Genomic DNA, 21,369 nt, shown 5'->3' with positions numbered 1-21,369 from the left:
GCCTCAGCGCTTGGCGATGATGTACACCGCGTGCACGATGCCCGGGATGTAGCCGCACAGGGTCAGCAGGATATTCAGCCAGAACGCGCCGCCGAAACCCACTTGCAGGAACACACCCAGTGGCGGCAACAGAATGGCGATGATGATACGAATGAAATCCATGGGATCAGCTCCAGAAAATCGGCTCGTGTGAGCCGTGTAGCTAATCGACCTTGGGCGTTCGTGAGGGTTCAGTGGGATCTGGCGTTGGGCCATCCAGGCAAAAAAACGCCCCCAGCCAAAAGAATCAGGCCGGAGGCGTCGCGTAGACCGCGAGACGGTTCAGGAATAGGGGTTAAACAGCGATGCCCTTGCGGCATTGCAGTTGTGCGGTGCGCACGCGGGAGAAGGCACGGGCCAGGCGCAGGAGCATTTCGTCGATGTTGCTTTTGCTCACCGTGAGAGCCGGGGTGAAGCGCAGGCAGCCGGGCTGTGGGGCGTTGAGGATCAGGCCTTCGTGCAGGGCCGCTTTTACCACCGCATCCGCAGAATCATCCGACAGCGCCAGGCCCCACATCAGGCCGTGGCCGCGCAGCGGGCCGTGGTCGTAGCGATAGGCCAGGCGGGCAAGGCCTTCGCCGAGGTAAAGGCCGGACTCACGCACCTGTTCCAGAAAGCCGTGCTCCAGCACCGTATCGAATACCGCCAGCCCGGCCGATGCCATCAGCGCATTGCCGTGATGGGTGCCTTCCAGCTCGCCCACTTCAAAACAGCAGGCTTTACCACGCGCCAGCAGCGCCGCAACGGGCACACCGCCACCCAGGCCTTTGCCGAGGGTGATGATGTCCGCACGTACGCCGTATTGCTGTTCGGCGAGTAAGGTGCCGCAGCGGCCTATGCCGGTTTGCACCTCGTCGAGTATCAGCAGGATCCCCAGTTCACGGCACAGCCGCTCGACCCCTTTGAGATAGTGCTCCGTCGCGGGGATCACTCCGGCCGCGCCCTGGATCGGCTCCAGCAGGATGGCGACGGTTTGCGCGTCGACCGCGGCATGCAGGGCCGGCAGGTCGTTGAAGGGCACATGGCTGAAGCCCGGCAGTTGCGGTTCGAAGCGATTGGTACTCTCGCCCGCCGACGCCGACATCGCCGCAAAACTGCGACCATGGCAACCACCGCTCGCGCTGATGATGCGGTAAGCGCCACCACGATGCAGTTGGCCCCATTTGCGCGCCAACTTGATCGCGGCTTCAACGGCTTCCGCGCCGCTGTTGAGCAGGTAGGCCTGGTCACTGCCGGTGCGATGGCACAGGCGCTCGGCAAGGTTGAGTTGAGCGCGGTTATGCAAGCCGTTGCCTGGGTTGATCAGCGCCTGAGTCTGGTCGGCCAGCGCCTTGATCAACACCTGTGGGCTGTGGCCGAGGCTGTTGGCTGCGTTGCCCTGGCTGAAATCCAGGTAGGCCCGGTCGTCACTGTCCCAGAGCCAGGAACCCTGGCCGCGCACGAACACTTGCGGCGGCCGTGCGACGGAGGGCATCAGGGATTCGTTGGGAGGATTATCGCTGGGCGTCTCCAGAACTAAATCGTCCAGGCTCGGCGCGGGGCGACGGAATAGATTCATGGCTCGCCCCCAATAGCAACTGGGCCTTGGTCGGTGCGAGGTGCCAACATTGCCTTGAGGTTTTTTGCCTTGCCTATGTAAACGCCATCAATATAAACGCTGTTCATTGCCCGATCTGGCCCTGTAAGCCCTGCGAATAGGCGCTAGACTAGGCGTCTCGGGGGCCAGCGGCCATTTCGATTTTCCAGCTTTTTCGATAAGTAAACCTTATGGATTTCAAGCAACTGCGTTATTTCGTCGCGGTGTATGAGGAGGGCCATGTAGGCCGTGCTGCGGAGCGTCTGTCGATCTCCCAACCGGCGCTGTCCCAGCAGATTCGCCAGTTGGAGCAGAACCTGGATGTGAGTCTGTTCGAACGCAGCAGCAAGCGCCTGCTACCGACACTGGCGGCGCATACGCTGTACAACCACGCCTTGCCGCTGATCGATGGCATGCAACAGGCAGTTGAGGCCCTGCGCAACTTCAAGGGCCAGGCGATGCGCACGCTGGCCATCGGCGTGTTGCAAACCGTGCACACCAGCCTGGTCCCGCAGATGCTCGAGCGCGTGCGCAAGGCCCAGCCGCATTTGGTGGTGCAGATCTACGAATTGACCGGGCTCGAAATTGAGCGGCGGCTACTCAACGGCTCGCTGGATATCGGCATCAGTTACCTGCCGCCACGCCAGCCGGGGTTGCACGGCGTGTTGTTGTACGAAGATGAGTTGAAGGTGGTCATCCCCGAAGACCATCCCTTGCGGGAATTCAAGAAAGTCTCACTGAAGCAGGCCGCGGAGTTGCCGATGTTGCTGTTGGGGGAAGAGTTTCAGGTGCGGCAGATCTGGCAGGGCCAACTGTCCAACCTCGGGCGACGCCCGCAGGTCCAGGCGGAACTCAACACCATGGTGGGGATCCTCGACAGCCTGCCTCACACAAAACTGGCGACGGTGCTGCCGGGGCGCTCCCAGGATGAACACAACAGCCAGGCGCTGCTTTGGAAGCCCTTGAGTGAGCCCAGGGTGCCGCTGAAAGTCGGTCTGGTGTGCCGCGATGTGCAGCGCCAGCAGGCGACGGTGGCGTTGCTGCGCACCTTGCTGGAAGACGTGATGAATGCCCCGCAGGCGCCTGCCTGACTTTTTCGCGGGCAAAAGAAAACCCCGCCGAAGCGGGGCTTTGCAGACTGTTTCCCTGACATCCATTTCACTCCGCCGTCCTGGCAGAATCCTACGTGTCCGTGTTGTTGCTTTGCGCTTCCTGCGCGACGTCCATGTGAAGTAGATTATCCGTGGATCCAATATGGCGATAGAGGACGAATAGCAGCACGTCATGTAAGAGAATGCTTACACGTCCTCCAAGCCCTTAGAACAAGGCTTCATCCAGCAAAAACAGTGATTCGCTACCGGCTTTTACCGACGCACTCAGCGAGTGGATGCGTGGCAACAGGCGCGCAAAGTAGAAACGCGCAGTCCCCAGTTTGCTGGCGTAGAAGTCTTCTTGCGACTCCTTGCCCAACGCGGCCTTGGCCATGCGAGCCCACATATAGGCATACGCCATGTAGCCAAAGGCATGCAGGTACTCCACCGACGCCGCGCCGATTTCATTGGGGTTGGCCTTGGCGCGGTCCAGCACCCAGGCGGTCAGCTCATCCAGGTTGTCCACCGCCGCGCCCAACGGCTTGGTGAATTCGGCCAGCTCGGCACCCGCCGAGGCAATGAACGCGCGGATCTCATCGGCAAACAGGGTGTAGAACGCCCCGCCACTGCCGACGATCTTGCGCCCCATCAGGTCCAGGGCCTGGATGCCGTTGGTGCCTTCGTAAATCTGGGTGATGCGCACATCGCGCACCAGTTGCTCCTGGCCCCACTCACGAATGTAACCGTGGCCGCCAAATACCTGTTGGCCCAGCACAGTGGTTTCCAGGCCCAGGTCGCTCAGGAACGCCTTGGCCACCGGCGTCAGCAGTGCCACCAGGTTATCCGCACGCTCGCGGGCAGCGGCGTCGTCGCTGAACTTGGCGATGTCCAGTTGCGTCGCCACGTAGGTGGAGAACGCACGGCCACCTTCGTTGGCGGCCTTCATGGTGAGCAGCATGCGCCGTACGTCCGGGTGCACGATGATCGGGTCGGCCATTTTGTCTTTGGCCTGGGCGCCGGTCGGTGCACGGCTTTGCAGGCGGTCGCGGGCGTACTCGATGGCGTTCTGATAGGAACGCTCGCCGGACGCCAGGCCCTGGATACCGACACCCAGGCGCTCGTAGTTCATCATGGTGAACATCGCCGCCAGACCACGGTTCGGCTCGCCCACCAGGTAACCCACGGCCTCGTCGAAATTCATCACGCAGGTCGCCGACGCCTGGATCCCCATCTTGTGCTCGATGGAACCACAGCTCACGGCATTGCGTGCGCCCAGGCTGCCGTCGGTGTTCACCATGAACTTCGGCACCAGGAACAGCGAAATCCCCTTGGGCCCCGCCGGCGCGTCCGGCAGCTTGGCCAGTACCAGGTGGATGATGTTATCGGTGAGGTCGTGTTCACCGCCGGTGATGAAGATCTTGGTGCCGCTGACTGTGTAGGAGCCGTCCGCCTGCGGCTCAGCCTTGGTGCGGATCATCCCCAGGTCGGTCCCGGCGTGGGCCTCGGTCAGGCACATGGAACCGGCCCACTCACCGGAATACATCTTCGGCAGATAAGCAGCCTTGAGCGCTTCGCTGGCGTGGGTGTTGATCGACACGCAGGCGCCGGAGGTCAGCATCGGGTACAGGCCGAACGCCAGGCTCGACGAGTTGATCATCTCTTCGACCTGGGCCGACACGGCCTTGGGCATGCCCATGCCGCCGAACGCAGGGTCGCCGCCTACACCCACCCAACCGCCTTCAGCGTAGGTTTTGTAGGCTTGCGGAAAACCGTCCGGCGTAAATACCGCTGTGTTATCCCAACGGCAACCTTGTTCATCGCCACCACGGCTGAGCGGGGCGATGGATTTGGCGGTGACCTTGCCGGCTTCTTCGAGGATGGCCTCTACGGTTTCGGCGTCAACGGTGTCTGCCAATGCCGGCAACTGGGCCCAAGTGGTGGCGACCTCAAAGACTTCGTTGAGGACGAAGCGCATATCACGCAGCGGCGCTTTGTAATCAGCCATGGCAAACCTCGTGAGAACGTGAAAAGTAATTCGGTAAGAGTCGGTTTTACAGGCTCAGAGTGTACCCGAACAACTTTTCAGACACATAGGGTCCACTTGTGACTGATTGGTATTTTTAAGTCATTACCACGCAAACGCCTCCGCAGGCAGACTCATCAGGCATTCGCTGCCCGCTTCCACGGCCGCGCGATGGGTAGCCGTACGCGGCAGTAGACGCTTGAAGTAGAACTCGCACGTGGCCAACTTGGCCTTGGCAAAATCGCCATCTGGCTGTTCAAGGGCAGCGATCGCCATGCGCAGCCACAGGTACGCGAGCACCACGTAACCGCTGTACATCAAGTAATCCACCGCCGCCGCGCCCACTTCATCGGGGTTCTTCATCGCGGCCATGCCGACCTTCGTGGTCAGCTCACCCCACTCCCCGTTCAACTGATTGAGTTGCGCCACATAGCCCTTGAGCTGAGGGTGCTCGGCATTCGCGGCACAGAACTTATGCACGATTTTGGTAAACCCACGCAGCAACTTGCCCTGGCTGCCCAGCACCTTGCGCCCCAGCAGGTCGAGGGCCTGGATGCCGTTGGTGCCTTCATAGATCGGCGCAATCCGCGCATCGCGGGCCAGTTGTTCCATGCCCCATTCGCGGATGTAACCGTGGCCACCGAAGATCTGCATGCCGTGGTTGGTCACCTCAAGGCCAGTGTCGGTCATAAAGGCTTTGCAGATGGGCGTGAGGAACGCCAGCAGGTCTTCGGCCTCCTGACGCTGCGCCGCGTCCTTGCTCAGGTGCGCGGTGTCGAGCAATTGTGCGGTGAAGTAGGTCAGCGCACGGTTGCCTTCGTTGAAGGCCTTCATGGTCAGCAGCATGCGGCGCACATCAGGGTGCACGATGATCGGGTCGGCGGCTTTGTCCGGGGCCTTGGCGCCAGTCAGCGAGCGCATTTGCAGACGGTCGTTGGCGTACTTGATCGCGCCCTGGAAGCTCGCTTCGCCGTTGCACAGGCCCTGCATGCCGGTGCCCAGGCGCGCATGGTTCATCATGGTGAACATACAGTTGAGGCCCTTGTTCGGCTCACCGATCAGGAAACCCTTGGCCCCATCGAAGTTCAACACACAGGTAGCGGACGCCTTGATGCCCATCTTGTGTTCGATGGAACCGCAGTGCACCGCATTGCGCTCGCCTGTGTCGGCATGGAACTTGGGCACGATGAACAGCGAGATGCCCTTGGTGCCCGCCGGCGCATCCGGCAGCTTGGCCAGCACCAGGTGAATGATATTGGCGCTCATGTCGTGCTCGCCGGCCGAGATGAAGATCTTGCTGCCGGTGACCGCATAGCTGCCGTCCGCCTGGGGCACGGCACGGGTCTTGATCAGGCCCAGGTCGGTGCCGCAGTGGGCTTCGGTGAGGCACATGGTGCCGGTCCATTCGCCCGCAGTGAGTTTGGTCAGGAACGTGTCTTTCTGCTCGGCGGTGCCGTGGGCGTGGATCGCCGACATCGCGCCGTGTGTCAGCCCCGGGTACATGCCCCAGGAGGTGTTGCTGGAGCCGATCATCTCGCTCAGCACCAGGCCGAGCGACTGCGGCAAGCCCTGGCCACCGTAGGCCGGGTCCGCTGCCACGCCGTGCCAGCCGCCCTCAACGTACTGGGCGAAGGCTTCCTTGAAGCCCTTGGGCGTGGTGACCACGCCATTGTCGAAATGGCAGCCTTCTTCGTCGCCACTGCGGTTGAGCGGCGCGAGCACGTTCTCGCAGAATTTTGCGCCTTCTTCGAGGATCGCAGCGACCATGTCCGGGCTGGCATCGGTGGCGCCCAATGCGGCGTAGTGGCCGTGGAAATCAAACACGTTGTCGATCAGAAAGCGCATGTCGCGAAGGGGAGCTTTGTACTCAGGCATGGCAATGTCTCCGTCAGCAGATGGTTTCAACCTACCGCCGGCCAACGCCCGGAACAATCACTGTAGAACCGCTGAATACACCGCCATCACTCAACCGGCAGCGCTCTCCATGCGCACCGCGCCACGCCGGGTCTGCCCGGACGCTACCACGCAGTTGCGCCCCGCGCCCTTGGCGGCGTACAGCGCCTGGTCGGCGGACTTGAGCACTTCCTCGGGCGTGCGCTGCTCGGCCTGGCGTTCGGCCACGCCGATGCTGATGGTCACTGAGACACTGGAGGCGCCGCTGCCTGAACGGCGCTGGCGACCCTGCTGATCGTCCTGGGGGCGGTCCGAATGACGCAGCTTGATGTCGTAGTCGGCGATGATCTCGCGGATCTCCTCCAGGTGCGGCATGCATTCATCCAGGGTCTTGCCGGCGAACACCACGGCGAATTCTTCACCGCCGTAGCGGTACGCGCGCCCGCCGCCGTTGACCTTGGACAGCTTGCTCGCCACCAGCCGCAATACCTGGTCGCCCACGTCATGACCATGGGTATCGTTGAAGCGCTTGAAGTGGTCGACGTCGCTCATCGCCAGCACATAGTTGCGCCCCAGCCGCTGCATGCGCTCGTTCAGCGCACGACGCCCCGGCAGGCCGGTCAGCTCATCGCGGAAGGCCATTTGATAAGCCTCGTGGGCCACACCGGCGGCGATCATCAGCATCACCTGGCTGCACATGATATTCAGGGTGAAGGGCAGGATGAACGTCTGCGGCAACATCCAGAACAGGCCGAGCAACCCCACCAGTTGCGCCGCATGCAGCGGGCGCGGCTGGTACCAGTATTGCGCTGCCAGGGTCAGGAAGCCGATCAGGAACATCGGGTACGACAACTGGATCAGGCTCATCCAAGTGCCATGCAGCGCCGGCCAGCGGATCTCCGCCAGCCAGTTCAGCACCGCCTGGGGATAACTCTGCTCCAGCGCCAGCGCTACGCTGCCGACCGCCAGCAACACCGCGCCACGGGCAACGAAGTCACGAAACAGGTGGGTCTTCTCCTGCCACAGAGCGTAGATGCTGAACAACAACGGCAGCAGCAGGCAGCACAGGTGAAACACCACCGCGGCGTCTTCGCGCACGCGGCCATTGTCGCGGTAGAAGTCGGTCTGGGTATCGAGCAGGAAGTAGACGATGTACACCGTGATCATCAGGAACAGTTCACGCTGGCGGCGGTACACCGCGCAGTACGAACCACCGAGCAACAGCACCAGGGTCGGCAATACATTGAACAGCGAGGTGAAGAAGACGTTGAGGTCCTTGACGTACGCAGCCGAGAGCCCGGCCAGCAAGAGCAGCAACGAAGGGAGAAAGTGACTGAAACGTACAGCGGACACGCGTGACAAGGGTAAAACTCCGACCCGCAAAAAATGATGGCACTGTGCCTTTATGCAGACAGTTAAACACAACCCGTCGAACATGTATCACATTGCCATCACTGTAACGGCAGCCGACAGTAATCCCTGAGTGCTGCGCTGTGGTTTTTTATCGGGTAAAAAAAACCGCCGCTCCCGCAAGGGAGCGGCGGCTCTGCAAGTGAACCCCGGTAAGGCTTAGTAAGCCAGGCCGAAGTCTTCTTCTTTCATGTCCATGAGGTTGTTGGCGCCCGACAGCATGGTGGCCACGTGCGTACGGGTACGCGGCAGGATGCGCTGGAAGTAGAAGCGCGCGGTCTGCAGCTTGGCGGTGTAGAACGCTTCTTCGGTGGTGCCGGCAGCCAGTTTCTCGGCCGCCAGGCGCGCCATGTCGGCCCAGAAGTAAGCCAGGCAGGCGTAACCGGAGTACATCAGGTAGTCCACCGAGGCGGCACCCACTTCTTCACGGTCTTTCATCGCGGCCATGCCGACCTTCATGGTCAACTCGCCCCACTCTTTGTTCAGCGCAGCCAGCGGTGCAACGAATTCTTTGACCGCTTCATTGCCTTCGTTGGCCTGGCAGAACTTGTGCACGATCTTGGTGAAGCCCTTGAGCGCTTCGCCTTGGGTCATCAGCACTTTACGGCCCAGCAGGTCGAGGGCCTGGATGCCGGTGGTGCCTTCGTACAGCATCGAAATGCGGCTGTCGCGAACGTTCTGCTCCATGCCCCACTCGGCGATGAAACCGTGGCCGCCGTAGATCTGCACACCGTGGTTGGCCGATTCAAAGCCGACTTCGGTCATGAAGGCCTTGGCGATCGGGGTCATGAAGGCCAGCAGGCCGTCCGCCTGTTTCTTGGCTTCGTCGTCGGTGCCGTATTTGACGATGTCCACTTGCTTGGCAGTGAAGTACACCATCGCACGGTTGCCTTCGGCGAAGGCCTTCATGGTCAGCAGCATGCGGCGCACGTCAGGGTGCACGATGATCGGGTCGGCGGCTTTGTCCGGTGCTTTCGGGCCGGTCAGGGAGCGCATTTGCAGGCGATCGCGGGCATATTTCAAGCCGCCCTGGAAACCGATCTCGGCATGGGACAGGCCTTGCAGCGCGGTACCCAGACGAGCGGTGTTCATGAAGGTGAACATGCAGTTCAGGCCTTTGTTCGCCGGGCCGATCAGGAAACCGGTGGCCGCGTCGAAGTTCATCACGCAGGTGGCGTTGCCGTGGATGCCCATCTTGTGTTCCAGGGAACCACAGCTCACGGCGTTGCGCGCGCCAATCGAGCCATCGGCGTTGGGCAGGAACTTCGGCACGATAAACAGCGAGATGCCTTTGGTGCCGGCCGGTGCGTCCGGCAGGCGGGCCAGTACGATATGGACGATGTTGTCGGCCATGTCGTGTTCACCGGCCGAGATGAAGATCTTGGTGCCGGAGACCTTATAGGAACCATCAGCCTGAGGTTCGGCCTTGGTGCGCAGCATGCCCAGGTCGGTGCCGCAGTGTGGCTCGGTCAGGCACATGGTGCCGGTCCATTCGCCCGACACCAGTTTGGTCAGGTAGGCCTCTTGCTGCTCGGGGGTGCCGTGCTCGGAGATGGTGTTCATCGCACCGTGGGACAGGCCCGGGTACATGCCCCACGACCAGTTGGCGGTGCCGACCATTTCGCTCACGGCCAGGCCCAGGGATTCCGGCAGGCCTTGGCCGCCGTGCGCCACGTCGTGGGCCAGGCTTGGCCAGCCGCCTTCGACGAATTGTTTGTAGGCTTCTTTGAAACCGGTAGGGGTTTTGACGCCCGACTCACTCCAGGTGCAGCCTTCGATGTCGCCCACGCGGTTCAGCGGTGCCAGCACTTGCTCACAGAACTTGGCGCCTTCTTCAAGGATGGCGTCAACCATGTCCGGGGTAGCGTCCTGGCAAGCCGGCAGGCTCTGATAGTGCGCTTCATAGCCAAGCAGTTCGTCACGAACGAAGCGAATATCACGCAAGGGGGCCTTGTAGTCAGGCATAGCGATAAACCTCTGCTGATGTATCTGGAATGAACAACCGCGTGGAAGTGTTGGGGCGGTCAAACAGGTGTTTGAAACATACGTTTACCACTTGGGGATGTCAAGCGTCGTCCGGATGCCGTTTGTCATGACGCGAATCAATGGCGCGCACGGCAACGCTTGCGGCAAGACGCCACATGACTGCGGGAGTGTAGAAGTTCAGAAGGACGGCACAGTAAAAATGTGGGAGGGGGCTTGCCCCCGATAGCGCCATGTCAGCCATACACACATTGGCTGATCCATCACTATCGGGGACAAGCCCCCTCCCACATTTTTTAGCGCCAGCAGATCAGGCGTAGGTGTCGATCAAGGTGCCGAGCATTTCATCCGAAGCCTTGGCGACTTTGGCGCCGAGCTCCACTTGGAATTTGCCCTGGGCCATTTCAACCATATTGCTGGCCGAGTTGGACGGCTGAGCGCGGTCGTTGGCTTGCAGACGGTCGCTTTGCGCATCCGATGGCTGGGTAGTCGCGGCGCTGGCAATTCTGCCGGCGGCCTGATCGACACGGTTCTGTCCGGACTGAATACTGCTCAGGCCCGAATAAAACGCGCTGCTTCCAGAGATTTCCATGGCGTAAGCCTGCCTTTAGAGAATCGTGAAGTTGAATTGAAGCAGATATCCCGTCAAAGGGCTCGTCAAAAACACTAATGGCATAATGCCTTATCGATAGCCAAAATCAGTCAAGCAGGTCCAACTGTAAGTACTCGGCAACCGCTTCAGCCCCGGCGTGCTTGAGTTTCGGCACACGCCCCAGGCATGGCGCAGGCAGGCGCTCGGCCAGGGTGGCGAGGTTTTCTTCCAGACGGGAGGTCTTGGGCTCGATGATATTGGCCACCCACCCGGCCAACTGCAGGCCGTCCCGGGCGATGGCTTCGGCGGTCAGCAAGGCATGGCTGATGCAACCCAGGCGCACGCCCACCACCAGGATCACCGGCAACTTCAGCGCCATGGCCAGGTCCGACAGGTTCGCCTGATCGGCCAATGGCACCCGCCAGCCGCCGGCGCCTTCGATCAGGGTGAAATCCGCTTGCCGTGCCAGGATCTGCTGCATGGGCTTCAACAACGATTGCACGGTGAGCGAGAAACCCGCCTCCCGCGCCGCCAGGTGGGGAGCGATGGCCGGTTCGAAGGCCACCGGGTTGACCTCGGCATAACTCAACGGCAACGAGCATTCGGCCAGCAACGCCAGTGCATCGGCGTTGCGCAAGCCCTTGGGCGTGACCTGGCAACCGGAGGCCACCGGCTTGCCAGCCGCGGTGCTTCTACCGGCTTGCCGCGCCGCGTGCAACAGGCCGGCGGCGATGGTGGTCTTGCCGACATCGGTGTCGGTGCCGGTGATGAAGTAAGCGGCGCTCATAGAGGTTTCTCCAGTACGGCATACACCACTTGGTAAGTCGCCGGCAGGCCTTGGGCCTGGCGGAACCGCTCATACGCGTGCACCAGTGCAACAATCCGCGCGCGCCCCGTCAACCCACCGGGGCGACCTGGGTTGAGGTTATGCGCGCCCAGGGCCTTCAACTCGTGGGTCAGGCTGCGTACATCCGGGTAATGCAACACATGAGGACGGCGCTCCACGCTCACCACCCGCAGGCCGCTGGCCGCACACAAGTGTTGATACGCCTCGAAGGTGCGGAAGCGATTGACGTGCACCAGGCCATCCGCCGCACGCCAGCTTTCGCGCAGTTCTTCCAGGGTGCCCACGCAGAGACTGGCGAAGGCCAGCACTCCGCCCGGTTGCAACACCCGATAGGCTTCGCTGAGCACCGCCTCGAAATTCGCACACCACTGCACCGCGAGGGAGGAAAACAGCAGCTGCACGCTCTCAGCTTTGAGCGGCAAGCGTTCAGCGTCGCCGGCGATGAAGTGCTCGGCGCCACCCAGGGGGCGTGCGTGGTTGAGCATGCCTTCGGCGATATCCAGCGCGATGCCTTCGCTGGCGGGCCACTGTTCACCCAGCACGCGACTGAAATAACCGGTGCCGCAGCCCATGTCCAACCAGCGTTGCGGCGCGGTATTGCCCGGCAGGCGCGCCAGCAATTGGCTGCCCACCGCCCGCTGCAATTCGGCAACACTGTCGTAACTGGCGGCGGCACGGGAAAAGGACGCCGCCACCTGGCGCTTGTCCGGCAACGCGCCCGGCAGCGGGGCGTGGGATAAATCAGTCATCGACGCACTCATGCAAAAAAGCCTGGATGGCCCCCGCTACACCGTGAGGGTCTTCCAGAAGAAAAGCGTGGCCGGCCTGTTCAATCAGGCCGATTTCAACATCCGGCAGCAGGGCCAGCAGGTCGCTGGCGGCTTCGGCGGGGACCAACCCGTCCAGGCCGGCGAACAGGTGCAACTGCGGGCCGCGATAGGCCAATAAGGCTTCACGGGTATCCAACTGGGCGAGTAGCTCAAGGCCGGGCATCAACACACTGGACGGCGTGTTCGGCGCGCCACTGACCAGCAGCCGCGACAGTCCGCGCGGGTCTTCGGCGCCCTTGGCGCACAACAGGCCGAAGCGCTTGAGGGTGACCTGGGAGTCGGCATGGCAGCCCGCGAGGAACGCGTCGAAGGTCTCGGCGGGCATCGCGCTTGGCCAGCCAGCGTGGGCGACGAAACACGGGTTACTCGCCAGAGTCAGCAGGCCGCAGCAACGTTCGCCACGCCGCGCCGCCAGTTCCGAAGCCAGCATGCCGCCCAGGGACCAGCCGCCCAGCCAGGCGTTGTCTGGCAGCGTGGCGTCGAGTTCGTCGAGCCACTCATTCAGGTCGCTGGAATCCAGTGCGGGCAACGGTTCGATCTGCACCTGCAGGTGCTCGTCCAAACCTTGCAAGGCGGCGGCCAACGGCTCCAGCGGCGATACACCGAGGCCCCAGCCGGGCAGCAATATCAGTCGATCACGCATGGTTGGGCCCCGAACTGCCTGACAAGCGGAAACACGCTTCCAATGCGTTTAACAATAGCTGCACCTGCGCCGCGCTGTGGGCCGCCGTCAATGTCACGCGCAGACGCGCACTGCCGGCGGGCACGGTCGGTGGGCGAATAGCTGTGACCATCAGGCCGCGCTCGCGCAGCATCTGCGACAGCCGCATGGCCTTGGAGCTGTCGCCGATCAGGATGGGTTGGATCGGCGTGAAGCTGTCCATCAGGTCCAGCCCAAGCTGCTCGGCGCCCTGGCGGAACTGGCTGATCAGGCGGTTGAGGTGCTCGCGCCGCCAATGCTCAGTGCGCAACAGTTCCAGGCTTTTCAAGGTGGCGCAGGCCAGGGCGGGCGGTTGGCTGGTGGTGTAGATGTACGGGCGGGCGAACTGGATCAGGCTTTCGATCAGCTCTTCACTGCCGGCCACAAACGCCCCGGCCGTGCCGAACGCCTTGCCGAGGGTGCCGACCAGCACCGGCACGTCCTCCTGGCTCAGGCCGAAATGCTCGACGATGCCGCCGCCGTTGGCGCCCAGGGGGCCAAAACCATGGGCGTCATCCACCATCAACCAGGCGCCTTTGGCCTTGGTTTCGCGGGCCAGCGCGGGCAGGTCGGCCAGGTCGCCGTCCATGCTGAACACACCATCGGTGACCACCAGGGTATTGCCGGTAGCTTTCTCCAGGCGCTTGGCCAGGCTCTGCGCATCGTTATGCAGGTAACGCTTGAAACGCGCCCCCGAGAGCAAGCCCGCGTCCAGCAGCGACGCATGGTTGAGACGGTCTTCCAGCACCGTATCGCCCTGCCCCACCAACGCCGTGACCGCGCCGAGGTTGGCCATGTAACCGGTGGTAAACAGCAGCGCACGCGGGCGACCGGTGAGGTCGGCCAGGGCTTCTTCCAGTTCATGGTGCGGCGTGGCATGCCCGACCACCAGGTGCGAAGCGCCGCCGCCCACACCCCAACGGGAGGCACCGACGCGCCAGGCCTCGATCACTTGCGGGTGATTGGCCAGGCCCAGGTAATCGTTATTGCAGAACGCCAGCAGCGGCTGGCCGTCCACCACCACTTCCGGGCCTTGGGGGCTGTCGAGTAGCGGGCGTTGGCGGTAAAGGTGTTCGGCACGACGGGCAGCGAGGCGCGCGGCGAGATCGAAAGACATGCTGGCCTCGGTTTAACGGTAAAAATGTGGCGGGGATCTAATGTGGGAGGGGGCTTGCCCCCGATTGCAATCGGTCAGTTGATGCAGGTGTCGACTGACCCATCGCTATCGGGGGCAAGCCCCCTCCCACACAAGCCGTTTCCCACAGCTGTATGGCGTTTAAATCAAACGACAGCGTTGTAGAACTGCTCGCTGCTCTTCTGCTCCACCAACGCCTGCTCGATTGCCGCCTGATGCACTTCATCGGCATGTTCTTCACGGGCTTCCGGCAGGATGCCCAGGCGCGCGAACAGTTGCATGTCCTTGTCAGCCTGCGGGTTGGCGGTGGTCAGCAACTTGTCGCCGTAGAAGATGGAGTTGGCACCGGCAAAGAACGCCAACGCCTGCATCTGCTCGTTCATCGCCTCACGGCCGGCCGACAGGCGCACGTGGGACTTCGGCATCAGGATGCGCGCCACGGCGAGCATGCGGATGAAGTCGAACGGGTCGATATCTTCGGCGTTTTCCAGCGGTGTCCCCGCCACCTTCACCAGCATGTTGATCGGCACCGACTCCGGATGCTCCGGCAGGTTGGCCAGCTGGATCAGCAAATTGGCGCGGTCATCGAGGGACTCGCCCATGCCGAGGATGCCGCCGGAGCAGATCTTCATCCCCGAATCACGCACATAGGCCAGGGTTTGCAGACGCTCGCTGTAGGTGCGGGTGGTGATGATGCTGCCGTAGAACTCCGGCGAGGTGTCGAGGTTGTGGTTGTAGTAGTCCAGGCCGGCCTGGGCCAGGGCTTCGGTCTGGTCCTGGTCAAGGCGGCCGAGGGTCATGCAGGTTTCCAGGCCCATGGCCTTCACGCCTTTGACCATTTGCAACACGTAGGGCATGTCTTTGGCCGACGGGTGTTTCCAGGCGGCGCCCATGCAGAAGCGGGTCGAGCCGATGGCTTTGGCGCGGGCCGCCTCTTCGAGGACCTTCTGCACCTCCATCAGCTTCTCTTTTTCCAGGCCAGTGTTGTAGTGGCCCGATTGCGGACAATATTTGCAATCTTCCGGGCAGGCGCCGGTCTTGATCGAGAGCAGCGTCGACACTTGCACACGGTTGGCGTCGAAATGCGCGCGGTGCACGGTCTGCGCCTGGAACAGCAGGTCATTGAACGGCTGCACGAACAGCGCCTTGACTTCGGCGAGGGACCAATCGTGACGCAAGGTGGCGGTGGTGCTGGCGCTCATGGGCGATTCCTTGATTATGCTTTGGCAAGCGCTGCGGGAAGGGCAATACCCACAGGCACGACACGGATGCTCGGCATATTTAAGGAAGATTCATGCACTGTCAACCGAGATACAAACACCAGGTTTACATCTGGTTAAATAACATACAGACCTGTTTAATCTGTGATGAAGCGACACCTTCCGCCCATTGTGTGTGCAACGTCTGCGAAACCGAGCTGCCCTGGCTCATGGAGCACTGCGATGTGTGTGCCCTGCCCTTGCCGATGGAGGGTTTGATCTGCGGGCAATGCCAAAGAAATCCCCCCGCGTTTAAACAGGTCATCGCCCCCTGGTCCTACCGCTTTCCCATCGACAGCCTGATCAGCCGCTTCAAGCATCAGGCACGCTGGCCCCTCGGGCAGATGCTGGCGTGGCTCCTGGCGCAGCACCTGCAACATCGCTTTGACAATACCGAACTCGTACGCCCCGAGTGCCTGCTACCGGTGCCCATGGCGCGCAAGCGCCTGCGCGAACGCGGCTACAACCAGGCGTTGATGCTGGCGCGCTGGCTCGGCAGCGACTTGAACATCCCCCACGATGAACAGCTGTTGTTACGCCCCCATGAAACCGTGGCCCAACAAGCCCTTGACGCCAAGACCCGTCAACGCAACCTGCTCGGCGCCTTCGCCCTGGCGCCCGACGCCCAGGTGCAGGGCCGGCATTTCGCCCTGGTCGACGACGTGCTGACGACCGGCGCCACGGCCCACAGCCTGGCGCGGTTATTGATGAACGCCGGTGCGAAGCAGGTCGATGTGTATTGCCTGGCCCGCACGCCCAAACCGGGCAGTTGACTTGACTCCGGCGCACCTTGCCCGCAACGTTCGGCTCATCCCAGCCAAGCGTATCCCCATGTCTCTGCCAGCCTCCCTCAGCCAACACATCATTCGCCGCCCCCAGCGCATTGCCTTGCTGGCGCATATCGCCGAGCAGGGTTCCATCACCCGCGCGGCCAAAAGCGCAGGCTTGAGTTACAAGGCGGCGTGGGATGCCATCGACGAGTTGAACAACCTGGCACAAAAGCCGTTGGTAGAACGCAGCGTGGGCGGCAAAGGCGGCGGCGGTGCCAAGCTGACGACCGAAGGTGAGCGCGTGTTGCGTCTGTACCAGCGTCTGCAAGTGCTGCAAGCCGAGGTGCTGGGCTCCGATGAAGCCGCCAGCGACTTCAACCTGCTCGGCCGCTTGATGCTGCGCACCAGCGCGCGCAACCAATTGCATGGCCAGGTCATCGCCATCGAGCAGCAGGGCCGTAACGATCTGATCCGCCTGCAACTGGCCGGCGGCCTGAGCCTGGACGCGCAGATCACCCACGACAGCACGCAGCGCCTGGAGCTGGAAACCGGTGTGGAAGTGGTCGCATTGATCAAGGCCGGATGGCTGGAACTGCTCCCATCCAAGCAATCTGCAACACCTGGACACAATTGCATGAGTGGCACCGTCGACGCCATTCTCGACGCCGACGACGGCCCAGGCGAAGTGCGCATCGCCCTGCCCAATGGCCAGGTTTTATGCGCCCTGGCGCGGCCCGACGCTCTCAAGGACGTGGGCGCCGTCGTAGGTAAAACCATCACCGTGCAGTTCGCGCCAAGCAATGTGCTGCTGGGTACGCCGGTGTAGCCGCAGCCCGTCTTCAAACTGCAACCATTTCGTCACGCCCGCTCCTTATGGTGTCTGCAAAAACCGCAGGGAGCCTGAGATGAGCCTATTAGAAGAAAACCAAGCCACCGACCTGGAACAGATGGTCGGCCTCACCCGCCGCCGCTTTATCGGCGCTGGCGCCCTGTGCGGTGCCGCAATGTTCCTCGGTGGCAACCTGCTGAGCCGCAGCGCCCTGGCCGTCAACGCCGCCAGCGCCAGCCCACTGCTGGGCTTTACCAGCATCGCCGCCGCCACCAGTGACGCCATCACCTTGCCGCCAGGCTACAGCGCCTCGGTGCTGATCAGTTGGGGCCAACCGCTGAGCAAGAACGCACCCGCCTTCGACCCGTCCGGCAACGGCACGGCCAAGGCCCAGGAGCAGCAGTTCGGTGACAACAACGACGGCATGAGCCTGTTTGCCTTCCCGGGCGACGACAACCGTGCGCTGATGGCGATCAACAACGAATACACCAATTACCGCTACCTCTTCGCCCACGGCGGCGCGCCGCAATCGGCCGAAGACGTGCGCAAGGCCCAGGCCAGCGAAGGCGTGTCGGTGATCGAAGTGCGGCGCAAGGGCGACACCTGGCAGTTCGTGCAGGACTCGCGCTACAACCGGCGCATCCACGGCAACTCGCCGATCAACCTCAGCGGCCCCGCCGCTGGCCACGCCTGGCTGAAAACCAGCGCCGACAAAACCGGCAAGAAAGCCCTCGGCACCTTCCAGAACTGCGCCAACGGCAAGACGCCGTGGGGTACTTACCTGACGTGCGAAGAGAACTTTACCGACTGCTTTGGCAGCAGCAACCCGCAACAAACCTTCGACGCCGGGCAGAAACGCTACGGCGTGGTGGCCGCCAGCAAAGACATCAACTGGCACCCGCACGACCCGCGCTTCGACATCGCCAAGAACCCCAACGAACTCAACCGCCACGGTTGGGTGGTGGAAATCGACCCGTTCGATCCCAAGTCCACGCCGGTCAAGCGCACTGCGCTGGGCCGCTTCAAGCACGAAAACGCCGCCCTGGCCGAAACCCGTGACGGCCGCGCCGTGGTGTACATGGGCGACGACGAACGCGGCGAGTTCATCTACAAGTTCGTCAGCCGCGACCCGATCAACCACCACAACCCCAAGGCCAACAAGGACCTGCTCGACCACGGCACCTTGTACGTGGCGATCTTCGACGCGGGCGACGGCAACGCCGATCACCCCAAGGGCAAGGGCCAATGGGTCGAACTCACCCACGGCAAGAACGGCATCGACGCCAGCACAGGTTTCGCCAGCCAGGCCGAAGTGCTGATCCACGCGCGCCTGGCCGCCAGCGTGGTGAAGGCCACGCGCATGGACCGCCCGGAATGGATCGTGGTCAGCCCCACCGATGGCCAGGTCTATTGCACCCTCACCAACAACGCCAAGCGCGGTGAAGACGGCCAGCCGGTGGGCGGCCCCAACCCGCGTGAAAAAAACGTCTACGGCCAGATCCTGCGCTGGAAGGCCGACGCGGATAACCACGGTTCCACCGAATTCAGCTGGGACCTGTTCGTGGTGGTCGGCAACCCGGGCGTGCACGCAGGCACGCCAAAGGGTGGCTCGTCGAATATCAACCCGCAGAACATGTTCAACAGCCCGGACGGCCTGGGTTTCGACAAGGCTGGACGCCTGTGGATTCTCACCGATGGCGACTACAGCAACGCGGGTGACTTCGCGGGCATGGGCAACAACCAGATGCTCTGCGCCGACCCCTCCACCGGGGAAATCCGCCGTTTCATGGTCGGACCGGTAGCGTGTGAAGTGACGGGCATCAGCTTCTCGCCGGATCAGAAGACGTTGTTTGTGGGGATTCAGCACCCAGGCGAAACCGGCGGTTCGACCTGGCCGGAGCATCTGCCGAATGGCAAGCCGCGCTCGTCAGTGATGGCAATTCGGCGGGATGACGGCGGTATCGTCGGCGCCTGACAAAGCCTCATCGGGGGCAAGCCCCCTCCCACACTGACTGTGTTCACAAGTCAAAATATGTGAATGCAGTCAATGTGGGAGGGGGCTTGCCCCCGATAGCAATGGCACAGCCACCACCTATCTCAGCCCCGGTGCGTTACCATACCCGGCCGGACGCGGCGCCCTGCTGCGCGCAGGAGTTCGCATGGCCCACCCGTTTGAAACACTCACCCCCGACCTGGTCCTCGACGCCGTCGAAAGCATCGGTTTCCTCAGCGACGCTCGCGTCCTGGCACTCAACAGCTACGAAAACCGCGTCTACCAAGTGGGCATCGAAGACTCAGAGCCGCTGATCGCCAAGTTCTACCGCCCGCAGCGCTGGACCAACGCGGCGATCCTCGAAGAACACCGCTTCACCTTCGAACTGGCCGAATGCGAAGTGCCGGTGGTCGCGCCACTGATCCACAACGGCGAAAGCCTGTTCGAACATGCCGGATTCCGCTTCACCCTGTTCCCGCGCCGTGGCGGCCGCGCGCCGGAACCAGGCAACCTCGACCAACTCTATCGCCTCGGGCAACTGCTCGGCCGTTTGCATGCGGTGGGCTCTACCCGCCCGTTCGAACACCGTGAAGCCCTGGGCGTGAAGAATTTCGGGCACGACTCCCTCACCACACTGCTCGAAGGCAATTTCATCCCCAAGAGCCTGTTGCCGGCCTACGAGTCCGTGGCCCGCGACCTGCTCAAGCGTGTGGAAGAGGTGTACAAGGCCACGCCGCACAAGAACATCCGCATGCACGGCGATTGCCACCCCGGTAACATGATGTGCCGCGACGAGATGTTCCACATCGTCGACCTGGATGACTGCCGCATGGGCCCGGCGGTGCAGGACCTGTGGATGATGCTCGCCGGCGATCGCCAGGAATGTCTGGGGCAACTGTCGGAATTGATGGACGGCTATCAGGAGTTCCACGACTTCGACCCGCGTGAACTGGCGCTGATCGAACCCCTGCGCGCCTTGCGCCTGATGCATTACAGCGCCTGGCTGGCACGCCGCTGGGATGATCCGGCGTTCCCCCATAGCTTTCCGTGGTTTGGCAGTGAGCGTTACTGGGGCGATCAGGTGTTGGCCTTGCGCGAGCAATTGGCGGCCCTCAACGAAGAACCCCTGAAACTCTTCTGACCTGTCGAGTTAAATGTGGGAGGGGGCTTGCCCCCGATTGCAGTCTGCCAGTTGATGCATCTGTGACTGACACACAGCAATCGGGGGCAAGCCCCCTCCCACCCAAAGCAAAGCAGATCACATTGCCCGCCAAATGTACTTACAATCACGCCTTTGTTAGCTGCCTAAGCAAGGATTCTGCAATGCAAGCCGCCAACCCCCGCAAGGGTTATATCCTGGGCCTGAGCGCCTATGTCATCTGGGGTCTGTTCCCGCTCTACTTCAAAGCCATCGCCAGCGTGCCCGCCGCCGAAATCATCGTGCACCGCGTGTTGTGGTCGGCGCTGTTCGGCGGTTTGCTGTTGATGGTGTGGAAACATCCCGGCTGGTTCCGCGAACTGCGCGACAACCCCAAGCGCCTGGCGATCCTGGCACTCAGTGGTTCGTTGATCGCGGGTAACTGGCTGACCTACGTGTGGTCGGTCAACACCGGGCGCATGCTGGAGGCGAGCCTGGGTTACTACATCAACCCGTTGGTGAATGTGGTACTGGGCATGTTGATCCTGGGTGAACGCCTGCGCCGTTTGCAGTGGGTCGCCGTTGGGCTGGCTGCGGTGGGTGTGGCGCAGCAGGTGTGGCAAGTGGGCAGCCTGCCGTGGGTATCGCTGGTACTGGCGTTGACCTTTGGTTTCTACGGGCTGATTCGCAAGCAGGCACCGGTGAAAGCCCTGCCGGGGCTGGTGGTGGAAACCTGGATGCTGGTGCCGATTGCGGTTGCATGGCTGCTGTTCAACCCGACCGCCCACAGTGCGCAGATGGAATTCTGGGGCACCTCCGAAGCCTGGTGGCTGGTAGCCGCCGGCCCGGTGACACTGATCCCGCTGGTGTGTTTCAACGCCGCCGCACGGCATTTGCCCTATACCGCCCTGGGCTTTTTGCAGTACGTCGCGCCGACCCTGGTATTGCTGGAAGCCGTGCTGCTGTTCGGCGAGCATCTGGCACCAAGCACCTTGACCGCCTTCGCGTTCATCTGGGCGGGCCTGGTGGTGTACAGCGTGGATATCTGGCTCAGCGCACGCAAACGCTGATCAAATAACGTACAAACCTCTGCAAGCCATAATCTACGTGGCTTGCAGACATCCACCCCAAGGTTATCCACAACCTGATCCCCGCCATTTGTGCACAAGCCCTTGAAACTGCTCGTTTTTTGCTCAAGTAGCGAAGAACCCCGCACGGCGTGGCCTGGCGCCGGGTCTCTACAGGTTATCCACAGGCCCAT

The 21,369-nt window shown here is 62.2% G+C and carries 18 protein-coding genes; 6 read left to right on the top strand and 12 right to left on the bottom strand.

Annotated features, from left to right (window positions below):
- Positions 1-3 precede the first annotated feature (3 nt).
- Both BM110_RS21925 and BM110_RS21920 read right to left on the bottom strand, forming a co-directional pair.
- Complete coding sequence (locus tag BM110_RS21925) at positions 4-162, bottom strand: YqaE/Pmp3 family membrane protein (RefSeq protein WP_003228885.1); 159 nt, start codon at positions 160-162, stop codon at positions 4-6.
- Positions 163-334: 172 nt separating this feature from the next.
- Entirely contained in the window at positions 335-1,597 is a 1,263-nt protein-coding gene (locus BM110_RS21920) for an aspartate aminotransferase family protein (RefSeq protein WP_093514164.1), read from the bottom strand.
- Between the two features lie 209 nt (positions 1,598-1,806).
- Between BM110_RS21920 and BM110_RS21915 the strand changes: the two genes are divergently transcribed.
- Positions 1,807-2,706 (top strand): LysR family transcriptional regulator, encoded by a 900-nt coding sequence (locus tag BM110_RS21915; RefSeq protein WP_071490257.1) that lies wholly within the window; start codon positions 1,807-1,809, stop codon positions 2,704-2,706.
- A 226-nt stretch (positions 2,707-2,932) separates the two neighbouring features.
- On the opposite strand, the gene BM110_RS21910 is transcribed toward BM110_RS21915, so the two are convergent.
- The 10 genes from BM110_RS21910 to bioB all read right to left on the bottom strand — a co-directional run bounded on the left by BM110_RS21910 (position 2,933) and on the right by bioB (position 15,321).
- A complete protein-coding gene (locus BM110_RS21910; RefSeq protein ID WP_092242250.1) occupies positions 2,933-4,711 on the bottom strand; it encodes an acyl-CoA dehydrogenase C-terminal domain-containing protein in 1,779 nt (592 codons plus the stop codon).
- Between the two features lie 123 nt (positions 4,712-4,834).
- Positions 4,835-6,604 (bottom strand): acyl-CoA dehydrogenase C-terminal domain-containing protein, encoded by a 1,770-nt coding sequence (locus BM110_RS21905; RefSeq protein ID WP_093514163.1) that lies wholly within the window; start codon positions 6,602-6,604, stop codon positions 4,835-4,837.
- Between the two features lie 90 nt (positions 6,605-6,694).
- Positions 6,695-7,984: a GGDEF domain-containing protein gene (locus tag BM110_RS21900; protein WP_071490260.1), complete on the bottom strand. Its 1,290-nt coding sequence runs from the start codon at positions 7,982-7,984 to the stop codon at positions 6,695-6,697.
- Between the two features lie 207 nt (positions 7,985-8,191).
- Positions 8,192-9,997: a phenylacyl-CoA dehydrogenase gene (locus BM110_RS21895; RefSeq protein ID WP_071490261.1), complete on the bottom strand. Its 1,806-nt coding sequence runs from the start codon at positions 9,995-9,997 to the stop codon at positions 8,192-8,194.
- Between the two features lie 328 nt (positions 9,998-10,325).
- A complete protein-coding gene (locus tag BM110_RS21890) occupies positions 10,326-10,607 on the bottom strand; it encodes a hypothetical protein (protein WP_058426691.1) in 282 nt (93 codons plus the stop codon).
- Positions 10,608-10,713: 106 nt separating this feature from the next.
- Positions 10,714-11,394 (bottom strand): dethiobiotin synthase, encoded by a 681-nt coding sequence (bioD, locus tag BM110_RS21885; RefSeq protein WP_092242245.1) that lies wholly within the window; start codon positions 11,392-11,394, stop codon positions 10,714-10,716.
- Entirely contained in the window at positions 11,391-12,203 is an 813-nt protein-coding gene (bioC, locus tag BM110_RS21880) for a malonyl-ACP O-methyltransferase BioC (RefSeq protein ID WP_093514162.1), read from the bottom strand. Before bioC ends, bioD begins: the two co-directional genes overlap by 4 nt.
- Positions 12,196-12,927 carry an alpha/beta fold hydrolase gene (locus BM110_RS21875; RefSeq protein ID WP_058426688.1) on the bottom strand — a complete coding sequence of 244 codons (732 nt, stop codon included), beginning with the start codon at positions 12,925-12,927 and terminating at the stop codon, positions 12,196-12,198. Before BM110_RS21875 ends, bioC begins: the two co-directional genes overlap by 8 nt.
- Positions 12,920-14,101, bottom strand: a complete 1,182-nt coding sequence (gene bioF, locus BM110_RS21870) for an 8-amino-7-oxononanoate synthase (RefSeq protein ID WP_093514161.1) — start codon at positions 14,099-14,101, stop codon at positions 12,920-12,922. Before bioF ends, BM110_RS21875 begins: the two co-directional genes overlap by 8 nt.
- A gap of 164 nt (positions 14,102-14,265) precedes the next feature.
- The gene (gene bioB, locus BM110_RS21865) at positions 14,266-15,321 is read right to left on the bottom strand and encodes a biotin synthase BioB (RefSeq protein WP_058426686.1); all 1,056 of its coding nucleotides are present in this window, start codon (positions 15,319-15,321) and stop codon (positions 14,266-14,268) included.
- A gap of 92 nt (positions 15,322-15,413) precedes the next feature.
- On the opposite strand from bioB, the gene BM110_RS21860 reads away from it, so the two are divergent.
- The 5 genes from BM110_RS21860 to rarD all read left to right on the top strand — a co-directional run bounded on the left by BM110_RS21860 (position 15,414) and on the right by rarD (position 21,178).
- Positions 15,414-16,151, top strand: coding sequence for a ComF family protein (locus BM110_RS21860; protein WP_093120804.1), 738 nt, complete (start codon positions 15,414-15,416; stop codon positions 16,149-16,151).
- 58 nt (positions 16,152-16,209) lie between these two features.
- Entirely contained in the window at positions 16,210-16,974 is a 765-nt protein-coding gene (locus BM110_RS21855; protein WP_092242237.1) for a TOBE domain-containing protein, read from the top strand.
- 79 nt (positions 16,975-17,053) lie between these two features.
- Positions 17,054-18,952, top strand: coding sequence for a PhoX family protein (locus BM110_RS21850; protein ID WP_093514160.1), 1,899 nt, complete (start codon positions 17,054-17,056; stop codon positions 18,950-18,952).
- 184 nt (positions 18,953-19,136) lie between these two features.
- Entirely contained in the window at positions 19,137-20,111 is a 975-nt protein-coding gene (locus BM110_RS21845; RefSeq protein WP_093514159.1) for a serine/threonine protein kinase, read from the top strand.
- A 182-nt stretch (positions 20,112-20,293) separates the two neighbouring features.
- Positions 20,294-21,178 carry an EamA family transporter RarD gene (gene rarD, locus BM110_RS21840; protein WP_093514158.1) on the top strand — a complete coding sequence of 295 codons (885 nt, stop codon included), beginning with the start codon at positions 20,294-20,296 and terminating at the stop codon, positions 21,176-21,178.
- Positions 21,179-21,369 lie beyond the last annotated feature (191 nt).

It is taken from the genome of Pseudomonas sp. NFPP28, assembly GCF_900115535.1.
GTDB lineage: Bacteria > Pseudomonadota > Gammaproteobacteria > Pseudomonadales > Pseudomonadaceae > Aquipseudomonas > Aquipseudomonas extremorientalis.
Note: the sequence above shows the minus strand (reverse complement) of the source record. Positions and strands in the feature narration are given on the sequence as shown.